This window comes from Sphingobacterium sp. JUb20, from assembly GCF_004342035.1.
Taxonomy (GTDB): domain Bacteria; phylum Bacteroidota; class Bacteroidia; order Sphingobacteriales; family Sphingobacteriaceae; genus Sphingobacterium; species Sphingobacterium anhuiense.
On record NZ_SLYV01000005.1, the window covers coordinates 64,899 to 78,631 of the forward strand.

General features: G+C 38.9%; 10 protein-coding genes. 6 read left to right on the plus strand and 4 right to left on the minus strand.

Annotated elements, in window-relative coordinates; translation table 11 throughout:
- Positions 1-49 precede the first annotated feature (49 nt).
- The 3 genes from EDF66_RS09725 to EDF66_RS09735 all read left to right on the plus strand — a co-directional run bounded on the left by EDF66_RS09725 (position 50) and on the right by EDF66_RS09735 (position 5,226).
- Positions 50-1,567, plus strand: coding sequence for an NAD(P)/FAD-dependent oxidoreductase (locus EDF66_RS09725; RefSeq protein WP_165902413.1), 1,518 nt, complete (start codon positions 50-52; stop codon positions 1,565-1,567).
- 153 nt (positions 1,568-1,720) lie between these two features.
- Positions 1,721-2,767 carry a ferredoxin--NADP reductase gene (locus tag EDF66_RS09730; protein WP_132842286.1) on the plus strand — a complete coding sequence of 349 codons (1,047 nt, stop codon included), beginning with the start codon at positions 1,721-1,723 and terminating at the stop codon, positions 2,765-2,767.
- A gap of 539 nt (positions 2,768-3,306) precedes the next feature.
- The gene (locus tag EDF66_RS09735) at positions 3,307-5,226 is read left to right on the plus strand and encodes an acetoacetate--CoA ligase (protein ID WP_132842287.1); all 1,920 of its coding nucleotides are present in this window, start codon (positions 3,307-3,309) and stop codon (positions 5,224-5,226) included.
- A 103-nt stretch (positions 5,227-5,329) separates the two neighbouring features.
- Here the strand turns inward: EDF66_RS09735 and EDF66_RS09740 are convergent, their stop codons facing one another.
- Positions 5,330-6,937, minus strand: coding sequence for an acyl-CoA carboxylase subunit beta (locus EDF66_RS09740; RefSeq protein WP_132842289.1), 1,608 nt, complete (start codon positions 6,935-6,937; stop codon positions 5,330-5,332).
- 151 nt (positions 6,938-7,088) lie between these two features.
- On the opposite strand from EDF66_RS09740, the gene EDF66_RS09745 reads away from it, so the two are divergent.
- The 3 genes from EDF66_RS09745 to EDF66_RS09755 are packed head-to-tail and all read left to right on the plus strand — an operon-like array spanning position 7,089 to position 9,870.
- Positions 7,089-8,234: an acyl-CoA dehydrogenase family protein gene (locus tag EDF66_RS09745; protein WP_021189893.1), complete on the plus strand. Its 1,146-nt coding sequence runs from the start codon at positions 7,089-7,091 to the stop codon at positions 8,232-8,234.
- Complete coding sequence (locus EDF66_RS09750; RefSeq protein WP_132842291.1) at positions 8,227-9,072, plus strand: hydroxymethylglutaryl-CoA lyase; 846 nt, start codon at positions 8,227-8,229, stop codon at positions 9,070-9,072. Before EDF66_RS09745 ends, EDF66_RS09750 begins: the two co-directional genes overlap by 8 nt.
- A gap of 12 nt (positions 9,073-9,084) precedes the next feature.
- Entirely contained in the window at positions 9,085-9,870 is a 786-nt protein-coding gene (locus tag EDF66_RS09755) for an enoyl-CoA hydratase/isomerase family protein (protein WP_132842292.1), read from the plus strand.
- Between the two features lie 6 nt (positions 9,871-9,876).
- Here the strand turns inward: EDF66_RS09755 and EDF66_RS09760 are convergent, their stop codons facing one another.
- The 3 genes from EDF66_RS09760 to EDF66_RS09770 all read right to left on the minus strand — a co-directional run bounded on the left by EDF66_RS09760 (position 9,877) and on the right by EDF66_RS09770 (position 13,657).
- Entirely contained in the window at positions 9,877-10,344 is a 468-nt protein-coding gene (locus EDF66_RS09760) for a hypothetical protein (protein ID WP_132842294.1), read from the minus strand.
- A 7-nt stretch (positions 10,345-10,351) separates the two neighbouring features.
- Entirely contained in the window at positions 10,352-12,211 is a 1,860-nt protein-coding gene (locus EDF66_RS09765) for a CocE/NonD family hydrolase (protein WP_132842296.1), read from the minus strand.
- Positions 12,212-12,352: 141 nt separating this feature from the next.
- Positions 12,353-13,657, minus strand: coding sequence for a DEAD/DEAH box helicase (locus EDF66_RS09770; protein ID WP_132842298.1), 1,305 nt, complete (start codon positions 13,655-13,657; stop codon positions 12,353-12,355).
- Positions 13,658-13,733: the final 76 nt, after the last annotated feature.

A 13,733-nucleotide genomic window follows, 5' to 3' on the forward strand; every position in this document is an offset into this window, starting at 1 on the left:
TATTTTACTGACGTTAGGAAGCTATCTTTTATCTTCTTGTAAAAGGAGAATGAATACCATATTTCTAAAATTAACGGGGACAAACCATATTTTAGGACATAAACTACGGTTTCCTGATTTTCCAAATATTAGTGAGACAATGGAGATTCCAGTTTTGATAATAGGAGGTGGGATTGCAGGGCTTACAGCCGGATATACATTAAATAAGCGTGGTGGGAAAGATTTTCTTCTTGTAGAATTAGAGACTGAGACGGGAGGAAATGCAAAGAGTGGAGAAAACGAGTATTCCAAGTATCCACTTGGAGCTCATTATTTGCCGCTTCCAAATGCTTCTAATGTTGAGTTGATTGATTTTTTATTTGAAGTAGGAGTGGTAATTGGCCGAGAAGACGATGGAAATCCAATTTTTGACGAAGAGCAGTTGTCCTTTGCGCCACAGGAACGTTTATTTATCAAAAATAAATGGCAAGAAGGTATCGTGCCACAATATGGGAGTAGTGATTTGGATCAAGAGGAAATTAAAAGATTTTTGGATCAAATGGAGGTATTTAAGAATCTCAAAGATCCCAATGGTCATTTTATTTTTAATATTCCAATGTGTTATTCTTCACCTGAAAAATTTGATTTAGGCTTTGATCAAATAACGATGGAAGAGTGGCTGCAGAAAGAAGGTTATACATCGCGCTATCTTCATGAATATATTAATTATTGCTGTAGGGATGACTATGGTACTGGAATAAAATATACTGCTGCATTTGCTGTTATCCACTATTTTGCAGCTCGAAAACACGATTTTAAAAAATATGAAGATGCTGTACTTACGTGGCAAGAAGGAAATAATCGATTAGCCAAGTTATTGGCTGAAAGCTTCGAAAATCAAATTCTGAAACAACATATGGTTTACAAAATAACGGTAAATGAAAGTAATGTTGAAGTGTTGCTGTTCGATGCGCAGAGAAAGGTGTCAAAAAAAATAATAGCTGAAAAAGTGATTAATTGCTGTCCGCAATATGTCAACAAGTACCTATTGCCGCAAAGAGGTAAAAATTTTCAACTGCTACAGTATGCTCCCTGGATTGTTGCAACAGTGGTGTTGCATAAATTTCCTTTTGCTGATGGCGCCAATCTTGCCTGGGAAAACATTATTTTTGGAGCAAAGGGATTAGGGTATGTATATGCACAGCACCAGAGTTTAGGCCAATTCACAAGTCCATTTGTGATTTCTTATTATCATAGTTTGGATGGTACGGATTTAAATGAACAAAGGCGTAAACTGTATAATCAAACTGATGAGCAATGGAAGGAGTTTATTATTAAGGATCTTTCAATAGCGCATTTTGGTATTGAAGATGAAATCATTTCGATAGAGATTTTTAGGCATGGCCATGGCATGGTTTCCCCAATTCCGGGTTATTTGTCTTCTAAATATAGAAAACAGCTGACTCTACCAATTGCTAACAAGATTTTCTTTGCTCATTCTGATTTAAGTGGAGTTTCTATTTTTGAAGAAGCTTTTTATCAGGGAATGGGTGCTGTAGATGATATGCTTGATAATTGGGAAGCATAATGTTCAACTTTTTTGAAGATAAAGCAGATCCATTAAGCACTAAATTTTTCGTATAGATTTGGTTAAGAAATAGATGAATTGTTTATTATAGCTATCTATAGCCTATTGCAATTAATGATTTGATAAAACTCGATGTGAATACTATCTTTGGTTATGCACAAGCTCAGAATTACGAACATCATTCCGCGTGAAAATCACAATGTAACCCTAAATTTCGAACCAGTATCAGGGGAGTTTCCAAATTATAAAGCTGGTCAATTTTTGACTTTATCTTTTGAATTTGCTAATCGGGAGTTGAGGAGATCGTATTCTTTTAGTAGTTCACCAGATGTCGATGAACCCTTAAGTATTACGGTTAAGCGGGTTGAGAATGGTGAGATTTCCCGTTTTTTACACCATAAAATTCAGGAGGGAGATATTGTGGATGCATTAGATCCACAAGGTCTGTTTATTTATGAACCTATTGAAGATAGCGAACGTACCGTATTTTTATTCGCCGCAGGTATTGGTATCACTCCTTTATTCTCCATCTTGAAGACTGCGTTGGTTCGGGAAAGTAAATCAAAGATTGTGCTGGCTTATAGCAATAGCTCTCCAGAGGTAACTCCTTTTAAAGAAGAACTACAGGAATGGGCAAAAAAATATCCGGATCGTCTTCAGATCATTTGGATTTATTCAAATAGTAAAAATCTGATGACAGCACGATTGAATAGAGATTATATCCTTTACATTTTGAAAAATCATTTGCCAACTGCACATCAGGATGTTCTGTTTTACACCTGTGGTCCAGTGATCTATATGGACTTGTGTCGTTTCACGTTGTTGGGGATGGGGTTTGATGAATCTCAAATCAAACGGGAGACCTTTTTGCTTCCTGAAAATGAAGAAGACGATGATGATGAAACAGAAAAAGAGGTGGATAAGACGACTTACTCCATCAAATTAAACTTTCAAGGCCAAAGCTATCATTTAGATATTCCTTATAATAAATCTATTCTAGATGTGGGTTTGGAAAACAAGATTAAGCTTCCATATTCCTGCAAGTCGGGTATGTGCAGTACATGTATATCAAATTGCTCCCAAGGAAAAGTGCGTATGTCGTATAATGAGGTACTGACAGATCGTGAAGTTGAAAATGGACGTATTTTACTTTGTACGGGGCATCCAATTGAAACAGATACGATTATCGATGTGTTTTAGTACAAACATTAGCCATTATTTAGGGGTTCATGTTAAAATTAAATACGCTTAGGCCATTTTCTTTTGAGATCCGTTGATAATGGTTCGGATATTGATTCGTGTTGGTTCGGGGATGCTAGGGAGCTGGTTCGGAATTCGTTCGATGATTATTTGGCATTTGTTTGCCTTTTTATCGAAAAGGAGTCGAAGTACAGTCGAACAGGAGTCGAACGAAAGGCGGAGGTGTATCCTAGTAAATACCTATCAATGCAGAGCCGTTGTCGAGTAGAGTATGGACTTTCACGGACTTTCATGGACTTGTACGGACTTTCAAGGAGTTCTCTTCACGAATTTAACGGGGGGTATAAAAGCTGATGTCTATGTTTGAATCTTTTAAATTTATTGATGTTTCTCATAATGGCTACAACCCTGATTATCATTTTTATTAGATTTAAGACCTGATTATAGCAATACATTTATTGTTTACAAATCAATTTCTTGAGCTGATTTATTTTACATTATTTTCGTTAGATTTGATTCAAACCAAATGAATCAGAATAATGAGTAATTTACTTTGGAAGCCTTCTGTTGCTTATCAACAGGAATCTTCTTTATACCAGTTTAAGCAATTTGTAGAACAGAAACGACAATTTAAGATGGATTCTTATCCTATACTTTGGGACTGGTCAGTTTCAAATCTGGAGGAATTCTGGGAAGATATCGCCGCGTTTTTTGACGTAATTTTTCATACTCCTTACCAAGAAATTTTTCAAGCTTCTCCACAAGGATTTATTGGTTCTAAATGGTTTGAAGGTGCCACTTTAAATTATGCGGATCATATTTTCCGAAAATCTACTGCAGAACGGCCGGCTCTTTTGTTCCAGGAAGAGAATAAGCCCCTTCAGAGCATTTCTTGGGACGAACTGGAAGGAATGGTTAGTTCATTGCAGCAGTTCTTGATAGGGCAGGGTATAGAGCAGGGAGATCGTGTTGTGGGTGTGTTGAGAAACAGTCCGGCTTCTATCGCTCTTTTTTTAGCAACTAACAGTATTGGCGCTATCTGGTCATGCTGTTCTCCAGATTTTGGATCTTCAAGTATATTGGAACGATTTTCTCAGGTGACACCTAAGCTTTTGTTCGCAGATGCTGCATACAGCTATAACGGCAAATTATTTGATCTTAAAGCTTCAATGATTGATCTATCTTCAAATCTAGAAAGTCTGGTACACGATGTCGTTTTTGTGGATGAGCAGGTCTGGAAAGATGTGGTATCACAAGAGACAGGAGTGCCGTTGCGTTTTACAGCTGTACCTTTTGACCATCCAATTTGGATTTTATACTCTTCTGGTACGACAGGTAAACCTAAGGCAATTACGCACAGCTGTGGTGGTATTTTGTTGGAGCATTTTAAAGCATTGGCTTTACATCAGAATGTGCAAGAGGGGGAGCGATTTATCTGGTATGCAACCACCGGGTGGATGATGTGGAACTATGCGCTTTCTTCCTTATTATTGGGGGCTACCCTTTGTATTTATGAGGGTTCATTGGCCTATCCTGAAAAGTTATCTTTTTGGAATTTTATTGGACAGCACGAGATTGACCATGTGGGGGCTGGCGCCGCCTATTATATCGCCAATCAGCATATTGAATTGACGCAACCTCGTTTTCAACCCAAAACGATTGGTTCAACAGGCTCTCCATTGCCTCCGCAGACCTTTTCCTGGTTACAAAAGCAATTTCCCCAAGCGCAGATTGTTTCACTGAGTGGCGGTACAGATGTCTGTAGCGCATTTTTATCCGGAAATCCTTTATTACCTGTTTATGCCGGTGAAATACAGTGTTTAACCTTAGGGTCAAAGATTGAAGCCTATAATGAAAATGGAGAATCTGTGAAAAATGAAGTAGGTGAACTGGTTATAACGCTCCCTATGCCATCAATGCCCATATATTTTTGGAATGATCTTCATAATGAAAAGTATCAGGAGAGCTATTTTGAAAAATACCCAGGAGTGTGGTGTCATGGCGACTGGATCAAATTTACGGAACATCAGGGTGTTATCGTTTATGGCCGTTCTGATGCTACTTTGAATCGGGGTGGCGTACGAATTGGGACTGCTGAAATCTATAATATATTAAATACTTTTCCGGAAGTTGCCGATAGTTTAATTATTTGTCTTGATCATGCGGACGGGACGTCTACCATGCCCCTGTATGTGCAGATGGAGGATGGAGTCTCTTTGACCGATGAGCTGAAAACGGCTGTCAAATTAAAGCTAAGAAAAAGCTATAGTCCACGTCATGTACCCGATACTATTGTAGCAGTACCAATCATTCCTTACACGCTTAGTGGTAAGAAACTGGAGATTCCTGTGAAAAAAATTATGATGGGAACTCCACTGGAGAAAGCGGTCAGCGTCGCTGTATTAAGAGATCCTAAGTCTCTTGATTTTTGGGTCAAATCATTATTGGATAGTAAGTAATGGTCTTTATGTAAATAGTTGCTATATATAAAAAATAATGCCCCGAATTAAAAAATGGGGCATTATTATCAAATATTACTTTTATAAGTGTTATGCTGGGAGATCAGGTTTGGATCACACCAACATTGTAGCGTTCAGTAATTGGATTATGATTTGCAGCTTCTATACCGAGACTAATAACACTTCTCGTTTCATCGGGTCTGATTACGCCATCGACCCAAATGCGGGCAGCCGCGTAATAGGGGCAGAGCTGTTCCAAATAACGTTTCTTGATATCATCGAGTAGGGTGTTTTTCTCTTCTTCTGAGATCTCGATTCCTTTCGCTTTTAAGGCAGACTCTTGAATCTGCAATAGGGTGTTTCCGGCCGCAGCACCGCTCATAACAGCCATCTGCGCCGTAGGCCAAGCATATATGAGTCTAGGATCGTATGCCTTACCGCACATCGCATAATTTCCAGCTCCGTAACTGTTACCGATGATAAAGGTAAACTTGGGCACAACGGAATTTGCCATCGCATTGACCATCTTAGCTCCATCTTTGATGATTCCGCCCTGTTCGGAGCGACTACCGACCATGAAACCTGTTACATCTTGCAGAAATACCAGTGGAATTAATTGTTGATTACAGTTCATGATAAAGCGTGCAGCCTTATCTGCAGAATCACTGTATATTACGCCACCCATCTGCATTTCAACAGCACCAGCTGGTTTCTTTGCTTTAACAATTTCACGTTGGTTTGCAACTATTCCTACTGCCCATCCGTCAATACGGGCAAGACCACAGACAATCGTTTTGCCATAATCCTGTTTATATTCTTCAAAAGTACCTTCGTCCACTAAAGTTTCTAAAAGCTTGTGCATGGAATACGGTTTTGTGCGATCTAAAGGCAATATTTCTGCGATTTCGGAGCTTTGACGTAAAGGCGCCTTGGCTTCTTTACGATTAAATCCTGCTTTTGGATGCGCACCAAGTTTATCCATAACACCTTTTATAGCATCAAGGCAGCTTGCTTCATCTGGAAATTTATTGTCTGTAACGCCAGAAATAACAGAATGTGTGCTTGCGCCTCCTAATGTTTCGGCATCAACAGTTTCACCGATAGCAGATTTGACCAGATAGGGGCCAGCTAAAAATACAGAGCCGGTTCCTTCAACGATAAATGCGTAGTCGGACATGATCGGTAAATAGGCACCTCCCGCAACACAACTGCCCATTATAGCGGCTATTTGAGGTATACCCATAGATGACATTTTAGCATTATTTCTAAAAATGCGTCCAAAATGCTCTTTATCAGGGAATATTTGATCCTGCATCGGTAAAAAGACACCTGCAGAATCGACAAGGTATATGATGGGAATTTTGTTCTCCATAGCAATTTCTTGCGCACGTAGATTTTTTTTGCAGCTAATGGGGAACCAGGCACCAGCCTTTACAGTTGCATCATTAGAGACAATGACGCATAATTCGTCTTTAACATACCCTAAAACACAGACAACACCTGCATTTGGACAACCGCCTTCTTCAGGGTACATATTGTCTCCGGCAAACTGGGCAATTTCAACATAAGCTTTGTGATCATCTAGGAGGTATTCGACACGCTCCCATGCGGTGAGCTTTCCTTTGGCTTTTAATTTTTTGATTTTATCTTCGCCACCTCCCAAGCGAAGTGCTGCTCTTTTTAGTTCTAACTCTACAATTAGTTCATTCATGTTATAATTGGATTTTAAGCATGTCAAATTCAGAATTTGATAATATGAGATAAATTTAACATTATATTTTGAGTTTCTCTAAAAAAAGATGTTATAATTTTGTTATTATTGTAAATAACAGAATTCCAATTATAAATTAAAGATTACATTTATGTTTATTGAAAATGAACAACAAATGATGATGATTCGCCAAAGTGCTAGAGACTTTGCTGAAACTCATATTCGTCCCTACATCATGGAGTGGGATGAAGCACAAACATTTCCTGCACCTTTATTTAAGAAGCTCGGCGAGCATGGCTTTATGGGCATTATTGTCCCGGAAGCTTATGGTGGATCTGGCTTTGGATACCAGGAGTATATAACCGTTTTGGACGAGATTTCCAAAGTTTGTGGTTCCATAGGACTTTCGGTAGCGGCACATAATTCATTGTGTACAAATCATATATTGAGTTTCGCAAATGAAAGTCAGAAGCAGAAATATCTACCAAAATTGGCAACAGGAGAATGGCTGGGAGCTTGGGGTTTAACAGAAACGGGTTCGGGGTCTGATGCTGGAGGATTAGCGACTGTTGCAGTTCGCGACGGTGATTATTTTGTGCTGAATGGTTCTAAAAACTTCATCACACATGCCATAAGCTCGGACGTAGCTGTTGTACTTGCCCGTACCGGTGAGAAAGGTGACAAAAAGGGTGTTACTGCTTTTATTGTCGAGAAGGGGACGGAAGGTTTTTCTGCAGGTAAAAAGGAAAATAAATTAGGGATGCGTGCTTCAGAGACCGCATGTTTGTTTTTCGATAATTGTCGTATTCATCAGGATCAGATGGTCGGTGAAGAGGGGCAGGGTTTTGTTCAGGCATTGAAACTATTGGATGGTGGCCGTATTTCTATCGCTGCTTTATCATTGGGTATTGCTCGTGGTGCTTATGAATGTGCGTTAAAGTATGCAAACGAAAGAGAACAGTTCAATCAGAAGATTTTTGAATTTCAGGCGGTTGGATTTAAGCTTGCAGAGATGGCTACAGAAATTCAGGCAGCAGAGCTGCTGACCCGTCAAGCTGGATATATGAAAGATCGTGGTGAACGCATTTCTAAAATAGGAGCAATGGCAAAGCTATACGCTTCAGAAACGGCAGTTTCGGTTTCTAATGAATCTGTTCAGATTTTTGGAGGATATGGCTTTACAAAAGATTATCCTGCTGAAAAGTTTTTTAGAGACGCAAAATTATGTACAATCGGGGAAGGTACGTCAAGTATCCAGAAGATGGTTATTTCTCGGGAAATTCAAAAAGATGCCTAAAAAAGAAGATATAATTTTGGTAGAATGTCCCAGGGATGCCATTCAAGGGATGTCGCATGTGATTCCAACGGAAAAAAAAGTTAAGTATTTGAACATGTTGCTTGAAAGCGAACTGTTTGACTGGCTTGACTGTGGATCGTTTGTTTCTCCAAAAGCTGTTCCGCAATTGGCGGATACTGAAGAAGTGCTTCGTCAGCTGAATACGTCCGGTAAAACGAAGCTGCTGGGGATCATTGCTAATGAACAAGGTGCTCTACGAGCTGTGAAATCGGATAATCTCACTTATTTGGGATATCCTTTTTCCATCTCTGAGGTTTTTCAGCAACGAAATACAAATGCTTCTATCGTTGATTCATTTGAACGACTGAAAGGTATTGTGGAAATTGCACATCAACACAAAAAAGAAATGGTGGTGTATATATCCATGGCTTTTGGAAATCCATTTGGTGATTTTTGGAGTAATGAGCTCGTGCTTGATTGGATGGACAAGATTGCTGCCCTAGGGGTGGTGGAATTCTCTTTGGCCGACACAACTTCTGAGGCAACATTGCCACAGATAACACAACTTTTTGAACAGGCATTACAACGGTTTCCAACCTTAAATATCGGGGCACATTTTCATTCTCCTAAGGCAAGTAGTCTAGATAAAATCAATGCCGCTTACCTTGCTGGATGTCGAAAATTTGATGGTGCTATTTTAGGATACGGAGGCTGTCCGTTTGCCGAAGATGAGTTGGTAGGGAATATTCCAACGGAAGATTTGATATATTATTTTGAGCGAAAAGGGCAGGATAAAATATTGACCTTTGGTGGTGAATTTATTAATTTAATAGCATAAAGTCAGAAGTTTATGAGTGGTCATTTGAATTATAAGTTTATTAAGGTGAAACAGGCCGATCATGTTTTTTATTTGACCTTGGCCCGTCCTGAAAAACGAAATGCTTTTACACCGTTGATGATCGATGAGATCTATCATGCCATACAAATGGCAGATTCAGATCCGGATGTTAGGGTGCTTATTCTCGACGCGGAAGGTCCTGTATTTTGTGCGGGCATGGATTTGAAAGCTTTTGAAAATCCAGATGTTTCGGAGCTGGCAAAGACGGTTCCACATGTTGATTTGTCTTTGGGAGAAGTCATGTCACAATTGAATAAACCTTCGATCGCAGTGCTCGAAGGAAATGTGATTGCGGGAGGTTTTTTAATGATTCTGGAATGCACCTATGTTATTGCGAAGTCGACCGTTCAGTTCTCTTTACCAGAGGTGCAGTTAGGATTGTTTCCTTTTCAGGTTTTGGCGGGTCTGCTGAAGCATTTGCCCCATAACAAAGCAATGGATCTATGCATTCGTCCAGAGGTGATTTCGGCTCAAGAAATGAAAAATATAGGTTTAGTTTTTGAACTGATGGATCAGAAGCCCGATATGTTGTCCGATTTGATTAATAAGCTGACTTCTGTCGCGCCATTAGCAGTTAAGATGGGCTTTGAGTCGGCGAGGCAATTAGAAGGGCTTAGAAAGGCTGATCAGTATGCTTTTCTTCTTAAGCAGTTGCAAAGGCTGAGGACAAGCCATGATTTTAAAGAAGGAATGGCTGCACGTATGGAAAAAAGACCTCCAAATTGGAAAGGCGAGTAATTGTTATTAAAACATTCTGAAGTTAGGTCTACTCGTTAAAGGTGAAAATTCCCACGGGATAGAGGTGAAGATAATGCATATAGCCCAAGCAGTGTAGATAAATATCATTTTGAATTTAGCTACACTGCTTTGTTGTTTACGGGCCTTTATATATCCAATGGTAAACACTAAAATGCCAATAGTCATCATGGTGATGTGTTCCATTCCAAAAAAACGTACCTGACGCAGTTTGATGGCTTCATTAAAATTTTTGATAAAATAATGTACGATCGGACTTTCAAAATAGAGTGTTAATCCTACTATAAACTGTATGTAAAGTAAGATTAACGTTACTATCTGTAGTATATAATCATACGGTTTCATGTGATACTTTTTTTTCCAGCCCATATAGGCACGTACTAATAATGCGATAAGACAAACGACGATCATCCATCTGCTAGCCGAATGTAGGGCAAGAAAGAAATGGTAAAGCATGCTTTTTCTATTTTAAGATCGAAAATTCAATATATGACGAATTGTTGTGATCATGAAAAATACGATGTGTTGCTTTCCTGTAGTCACTCGATTTGGCTTCATAACCTTCAAAAAACTGCTGTGGATTACGTTCTGCAATTGGAAACCACGTATTTTGTACCTGAATCATGATGCGGTGTCCTTTTTTGAACGTATGCGCTACATCAGGCATGCTGTAGTTAACCGCAGTAACAAAATCCGGTTGCATAGGTTCTGCCTTCTCAAATCCATTCCGATATTTTCCAGCCATAATTTCACCGCGAACCAGCATTTGGTAGCCATCCATTACTTTATTGTTGGAGGATGGGCTGTTTGCAGGGTAGACATCAATAAGTTTTACGACATAATCTGCGTCTGTTCCAGAGGTTGATACTTTTAGGAAGTTTTTAACGGGGCCAACTATTGTGATATCTTCGTTTAAAGGTTCTGTTTGATAAACCATAACATCGGGTCTAGATGAGGCGAAACGCTGGTCGTCGATCATGTACTCACGTGTCCTGCTCTCCATAACACCACCTTGATAAGGCACAGGTTTGTTAGGATCACTAACATATTCATCCCAAGAATCTGTACGTCCTACTTTTTCAAACCCAAGTTTGCCTTGAGGTTGTAGGTAGAGTTTTTTGTCCTCTACATCTTTTGGAGGCCATTTATCAAATGATTTCCATTGGTTGCTTCCTGTTACAAAGATATTAGCTTCTGCACCTTTAAAATCACCTTTCCCTTTCAGATAATAATTGAAAAAGGGTAGTTCAAATTTTTCCTGATACGTCACACTTGTTTTCTGGTCAAATTGAATATCACCAAAAGAGCTACCGTCACCACGCACCCAGCCTCCGTGAAACCAGGGGCCAGCCACGAGGATCGAATTATTCTTTGGGTTTTGTTTTTCGATCGCTTTGTAAGTTTCAAATGTTCCGTAGGCATCTTCGGCATCAAAAAAGCCTCCAACTACCATAACGGCTGGTTTAACATCGGTTAAGTGCGGTAATATCTCTCTATCTTTCCAAAATTGATCATAATGAGGGTGTGCGAAAACATCATTCCAAAACTTGACGGAATCGGCAAAGTAGGTATCCTTCAAATCTTTGGCTGTTCCTGCGTTCATGTAAAACTGATAAACATCTTTCGAAGGATACTGAAAGGTCTTAGGCGCTTGATCTGGAGTAATGGGGTTAGGTCTAGGAATACCGAAGCTGGACATGAATTTAAATGCATCTCCTGTGAAAAGTACGCCATTATGATGAAAGTCATCGCCCAGGTACCAGTTTGTTACCGGAGCTTGCGGTGATACTGCTTTTAATGATGGATGTGTTTTCGTAAGACTTACTGTGGAATAAAATCCTGGATAAGAAATGCCGTACATACCTGCTTTACCATTGTAGTTCTTTAGGTTTTTGCTAAGCCATTCTAGTAAGTCATAGGTATCCGTACTTTCATCAATATCTTTTTTTCCTTTTTTTAAGTTTATCGGTCTTATGTCTTCAAAGGTTCCTTCGCTCATCCATTTGCCCCGTACATCTTGGTAAACAAAGATATAACCTTCTAAAGTCATTGCCGGGAAATTCCCTAACGTCTCTTTGTATTTATCTTCACCATAAGGGCTTACGGTATAAGGGGTGCGGTTTAATAAAACAGGATATTGCTGGTTTTTGTCTTTTGGTGTGTAGATCGTGGTAAATAATTTGACCCCATCACGCATCGGAACTGAAATTTCCTTTTTATCATAATTCTTTTTAACATAGTCTGTTTCGAGGATTGACTGAGCCTTTACTTGAAATGAAAAGGTTGTTGCAAGCACTGAAAAAGCTAAAAATACTTTGTTCATGGTATTAGATTAATTTTACGATAGGGCAAGATAAGAAAAATGAATAAAGACTGGATTAAAAAAAGGCCAGATTAAATATCATGATTTAATTTGGCCTTTTTTAATAACAGTTATCTGTTTTTGGGAGAGGATAGGAATAGCCTAGCTTCTTAATATTCTAATCTTTTTGCCTTTAATTTTACCGAGGTTAGAATGTTTAAGTATGGTGCTAACTAAAGAGCGTTTGACAGCAACGAAAGATTCCCTGTCTTTAACTTCAATAATACCGACATCGCTTTTTTCTATTCCCTCGAGGTTAAGTAAGAAGCCAACGAGATCAATTTTGTTGACTTTATCTTTTTTACCTGCAGAAAAGTATAGGGTAGCGAAATCAGAATTTTCAGGTAGCTTATATTCACCTTCGATTTCTTCGATTTCGATATTATCCGCCACATATGGATAATCTTCGTCAGGTTTTAAGATGATAAAGACTTTTCCTTTTGCTTGCATACGTGCTGTTCTACCATTTCTATGTGTGAAATCATCTTCACGGTAAGGTAACTGATAATGGATAATGGCATCGATTTCGGGGATATCAAGTCCTCGGGCAGCAAGGTCGGTCGTAATCAAGATATGATTGCTATTGTTTCTAAATTTCAATAGTGCAAGTTCGCGATCACTTTGTTCCAGTCCGCCGTGGAATACATCATGTATGATATCACGGTTTTGTAGCAATTCGCTGATGTGGTCAACAGCATCGCGGTGATTACAAAAGATAAGTACTTTTTGATTACCTATTTTGCATAGCAATTGAAATAGCGCTTCTAATTTTTTATGGATTGGAGCAACAATCTTTTTTATCGTTAACGCTGGTGCACTTTGTATGTGACTTAGAAAATTAACCTCTGTTGCAGCAGAAATGCCTGTAAAATCAGGTATTTCTTTCATTGCGGTAGCCGATGTTAAGATGCGTGTTTCTAAGTTAGTTAAGTAGTCAATTATAAAAGACATCTGATCCTGAAAACCTAATTCCAATGATTTATCAAATTCATCCAAAACCAGCGTCTTGATTTGTGTCGGATCAAAGTGGTTTCCTTCAAGATGATAAACAATACGACCTGGTGTACCAATGAGGATAGCAGGAGGATTCTTTAAATTGTTTCTTTCAGTCTTGGTATCATGACCGCCATAGCAACAGGTGATTTTAAAACCGGTAGCAACTCTTTTTAATACGGATTCAATCTGCAAAGCCAGTTCGCGGGTGGGTACAAGGATCAAAGATTGGACGTCAGCTACATCTTTGTTTAATGTTTTCATCAAAGCAAGTGCAAAAGCTAATGTTTTACCTGAACCGGTTGGTGAAAGTAAGATGAGATTTTCTTTTTCTTTGAATTTATCCATGACCTCATTCTGCATGTCATTCAGCGAAGAGATATGGAGTTTTTGTAATATGGCGTCTATTTGCATGTTGCAAAAGTACACAAAGTATTACATAAAAAAAGGTCTGCCGTAAGCAGACCTTTTTTTATGTTTATGGATTCAA

Coding starts and splice junctions, on each gene's coding strand:
- EDF66_RS09725 (WP_165902413.1), top strand. CDS start 50: ATGAATACCATATTTCTAAAATTAACGGGGACAAACCATATTTTAGGA.
- EDF66_RS09730 (WP_132842286.1), top strand. CDS start 1,721: ATGCACAAGCTCAGAATTACGAACATCATTCCGCGTGAAAATCACAAT.
- EDF66_RS09735 (WP_132842287.1), top strand. CDS start 3,307: ATGAGTAATTTACTTTGGAAGCCTTCTGTTGCTTATCAACAGGAATCT.
- EDF66_RS09740 (WP_132842289.1), bottom strand. CDS start 6,937: ATGAATGAACTAATTGTAGAGTTAGAACTAAAAAGAGCAGCACTTCGC.
- EDF66_RS09745 (WP_021189893.1), top strand. CDS start 7,089: ATGTTTATTGAAAATGAACAACAAATGATGATGATTCGCCAAAGTGCT.
- EDF66_RS09750 (WP_132842291.1), top strand. CDS start 8,227: ATGCCTAAAAAAGAAGATATAATTTTGGTAGAATGTCCCAGGGATGCC.
- EDF66_RS09755 (WP_132842292.1), top strand. CDS start 9,085: ATGAGTGGTCATTTGAATTATAAGTTTATTAAGGTGAAACAGGCCGAT.
- EDF66_RS09760 (WP_132842294.1), bottom strand. CDS start 10,344: ATGCTTTACCATTTCTTTCTTGCCCTACATTCGGCTAGCAGATGGATG.
- EDF66_RS09765 (WP_132842296.1), bottom strand. CDS start 12,211: ATGAACAAAGTATTTTTAGCTTTTTCAGTGCTTGCAACAACCTTTTCA.
- EDF66_RS09770 (WP_132842298.1), bottom strand. CDS start 13,657: ATGCAAATAGACGCCATATTACAAAAACTCCATATCTCTTCGCTGAAT.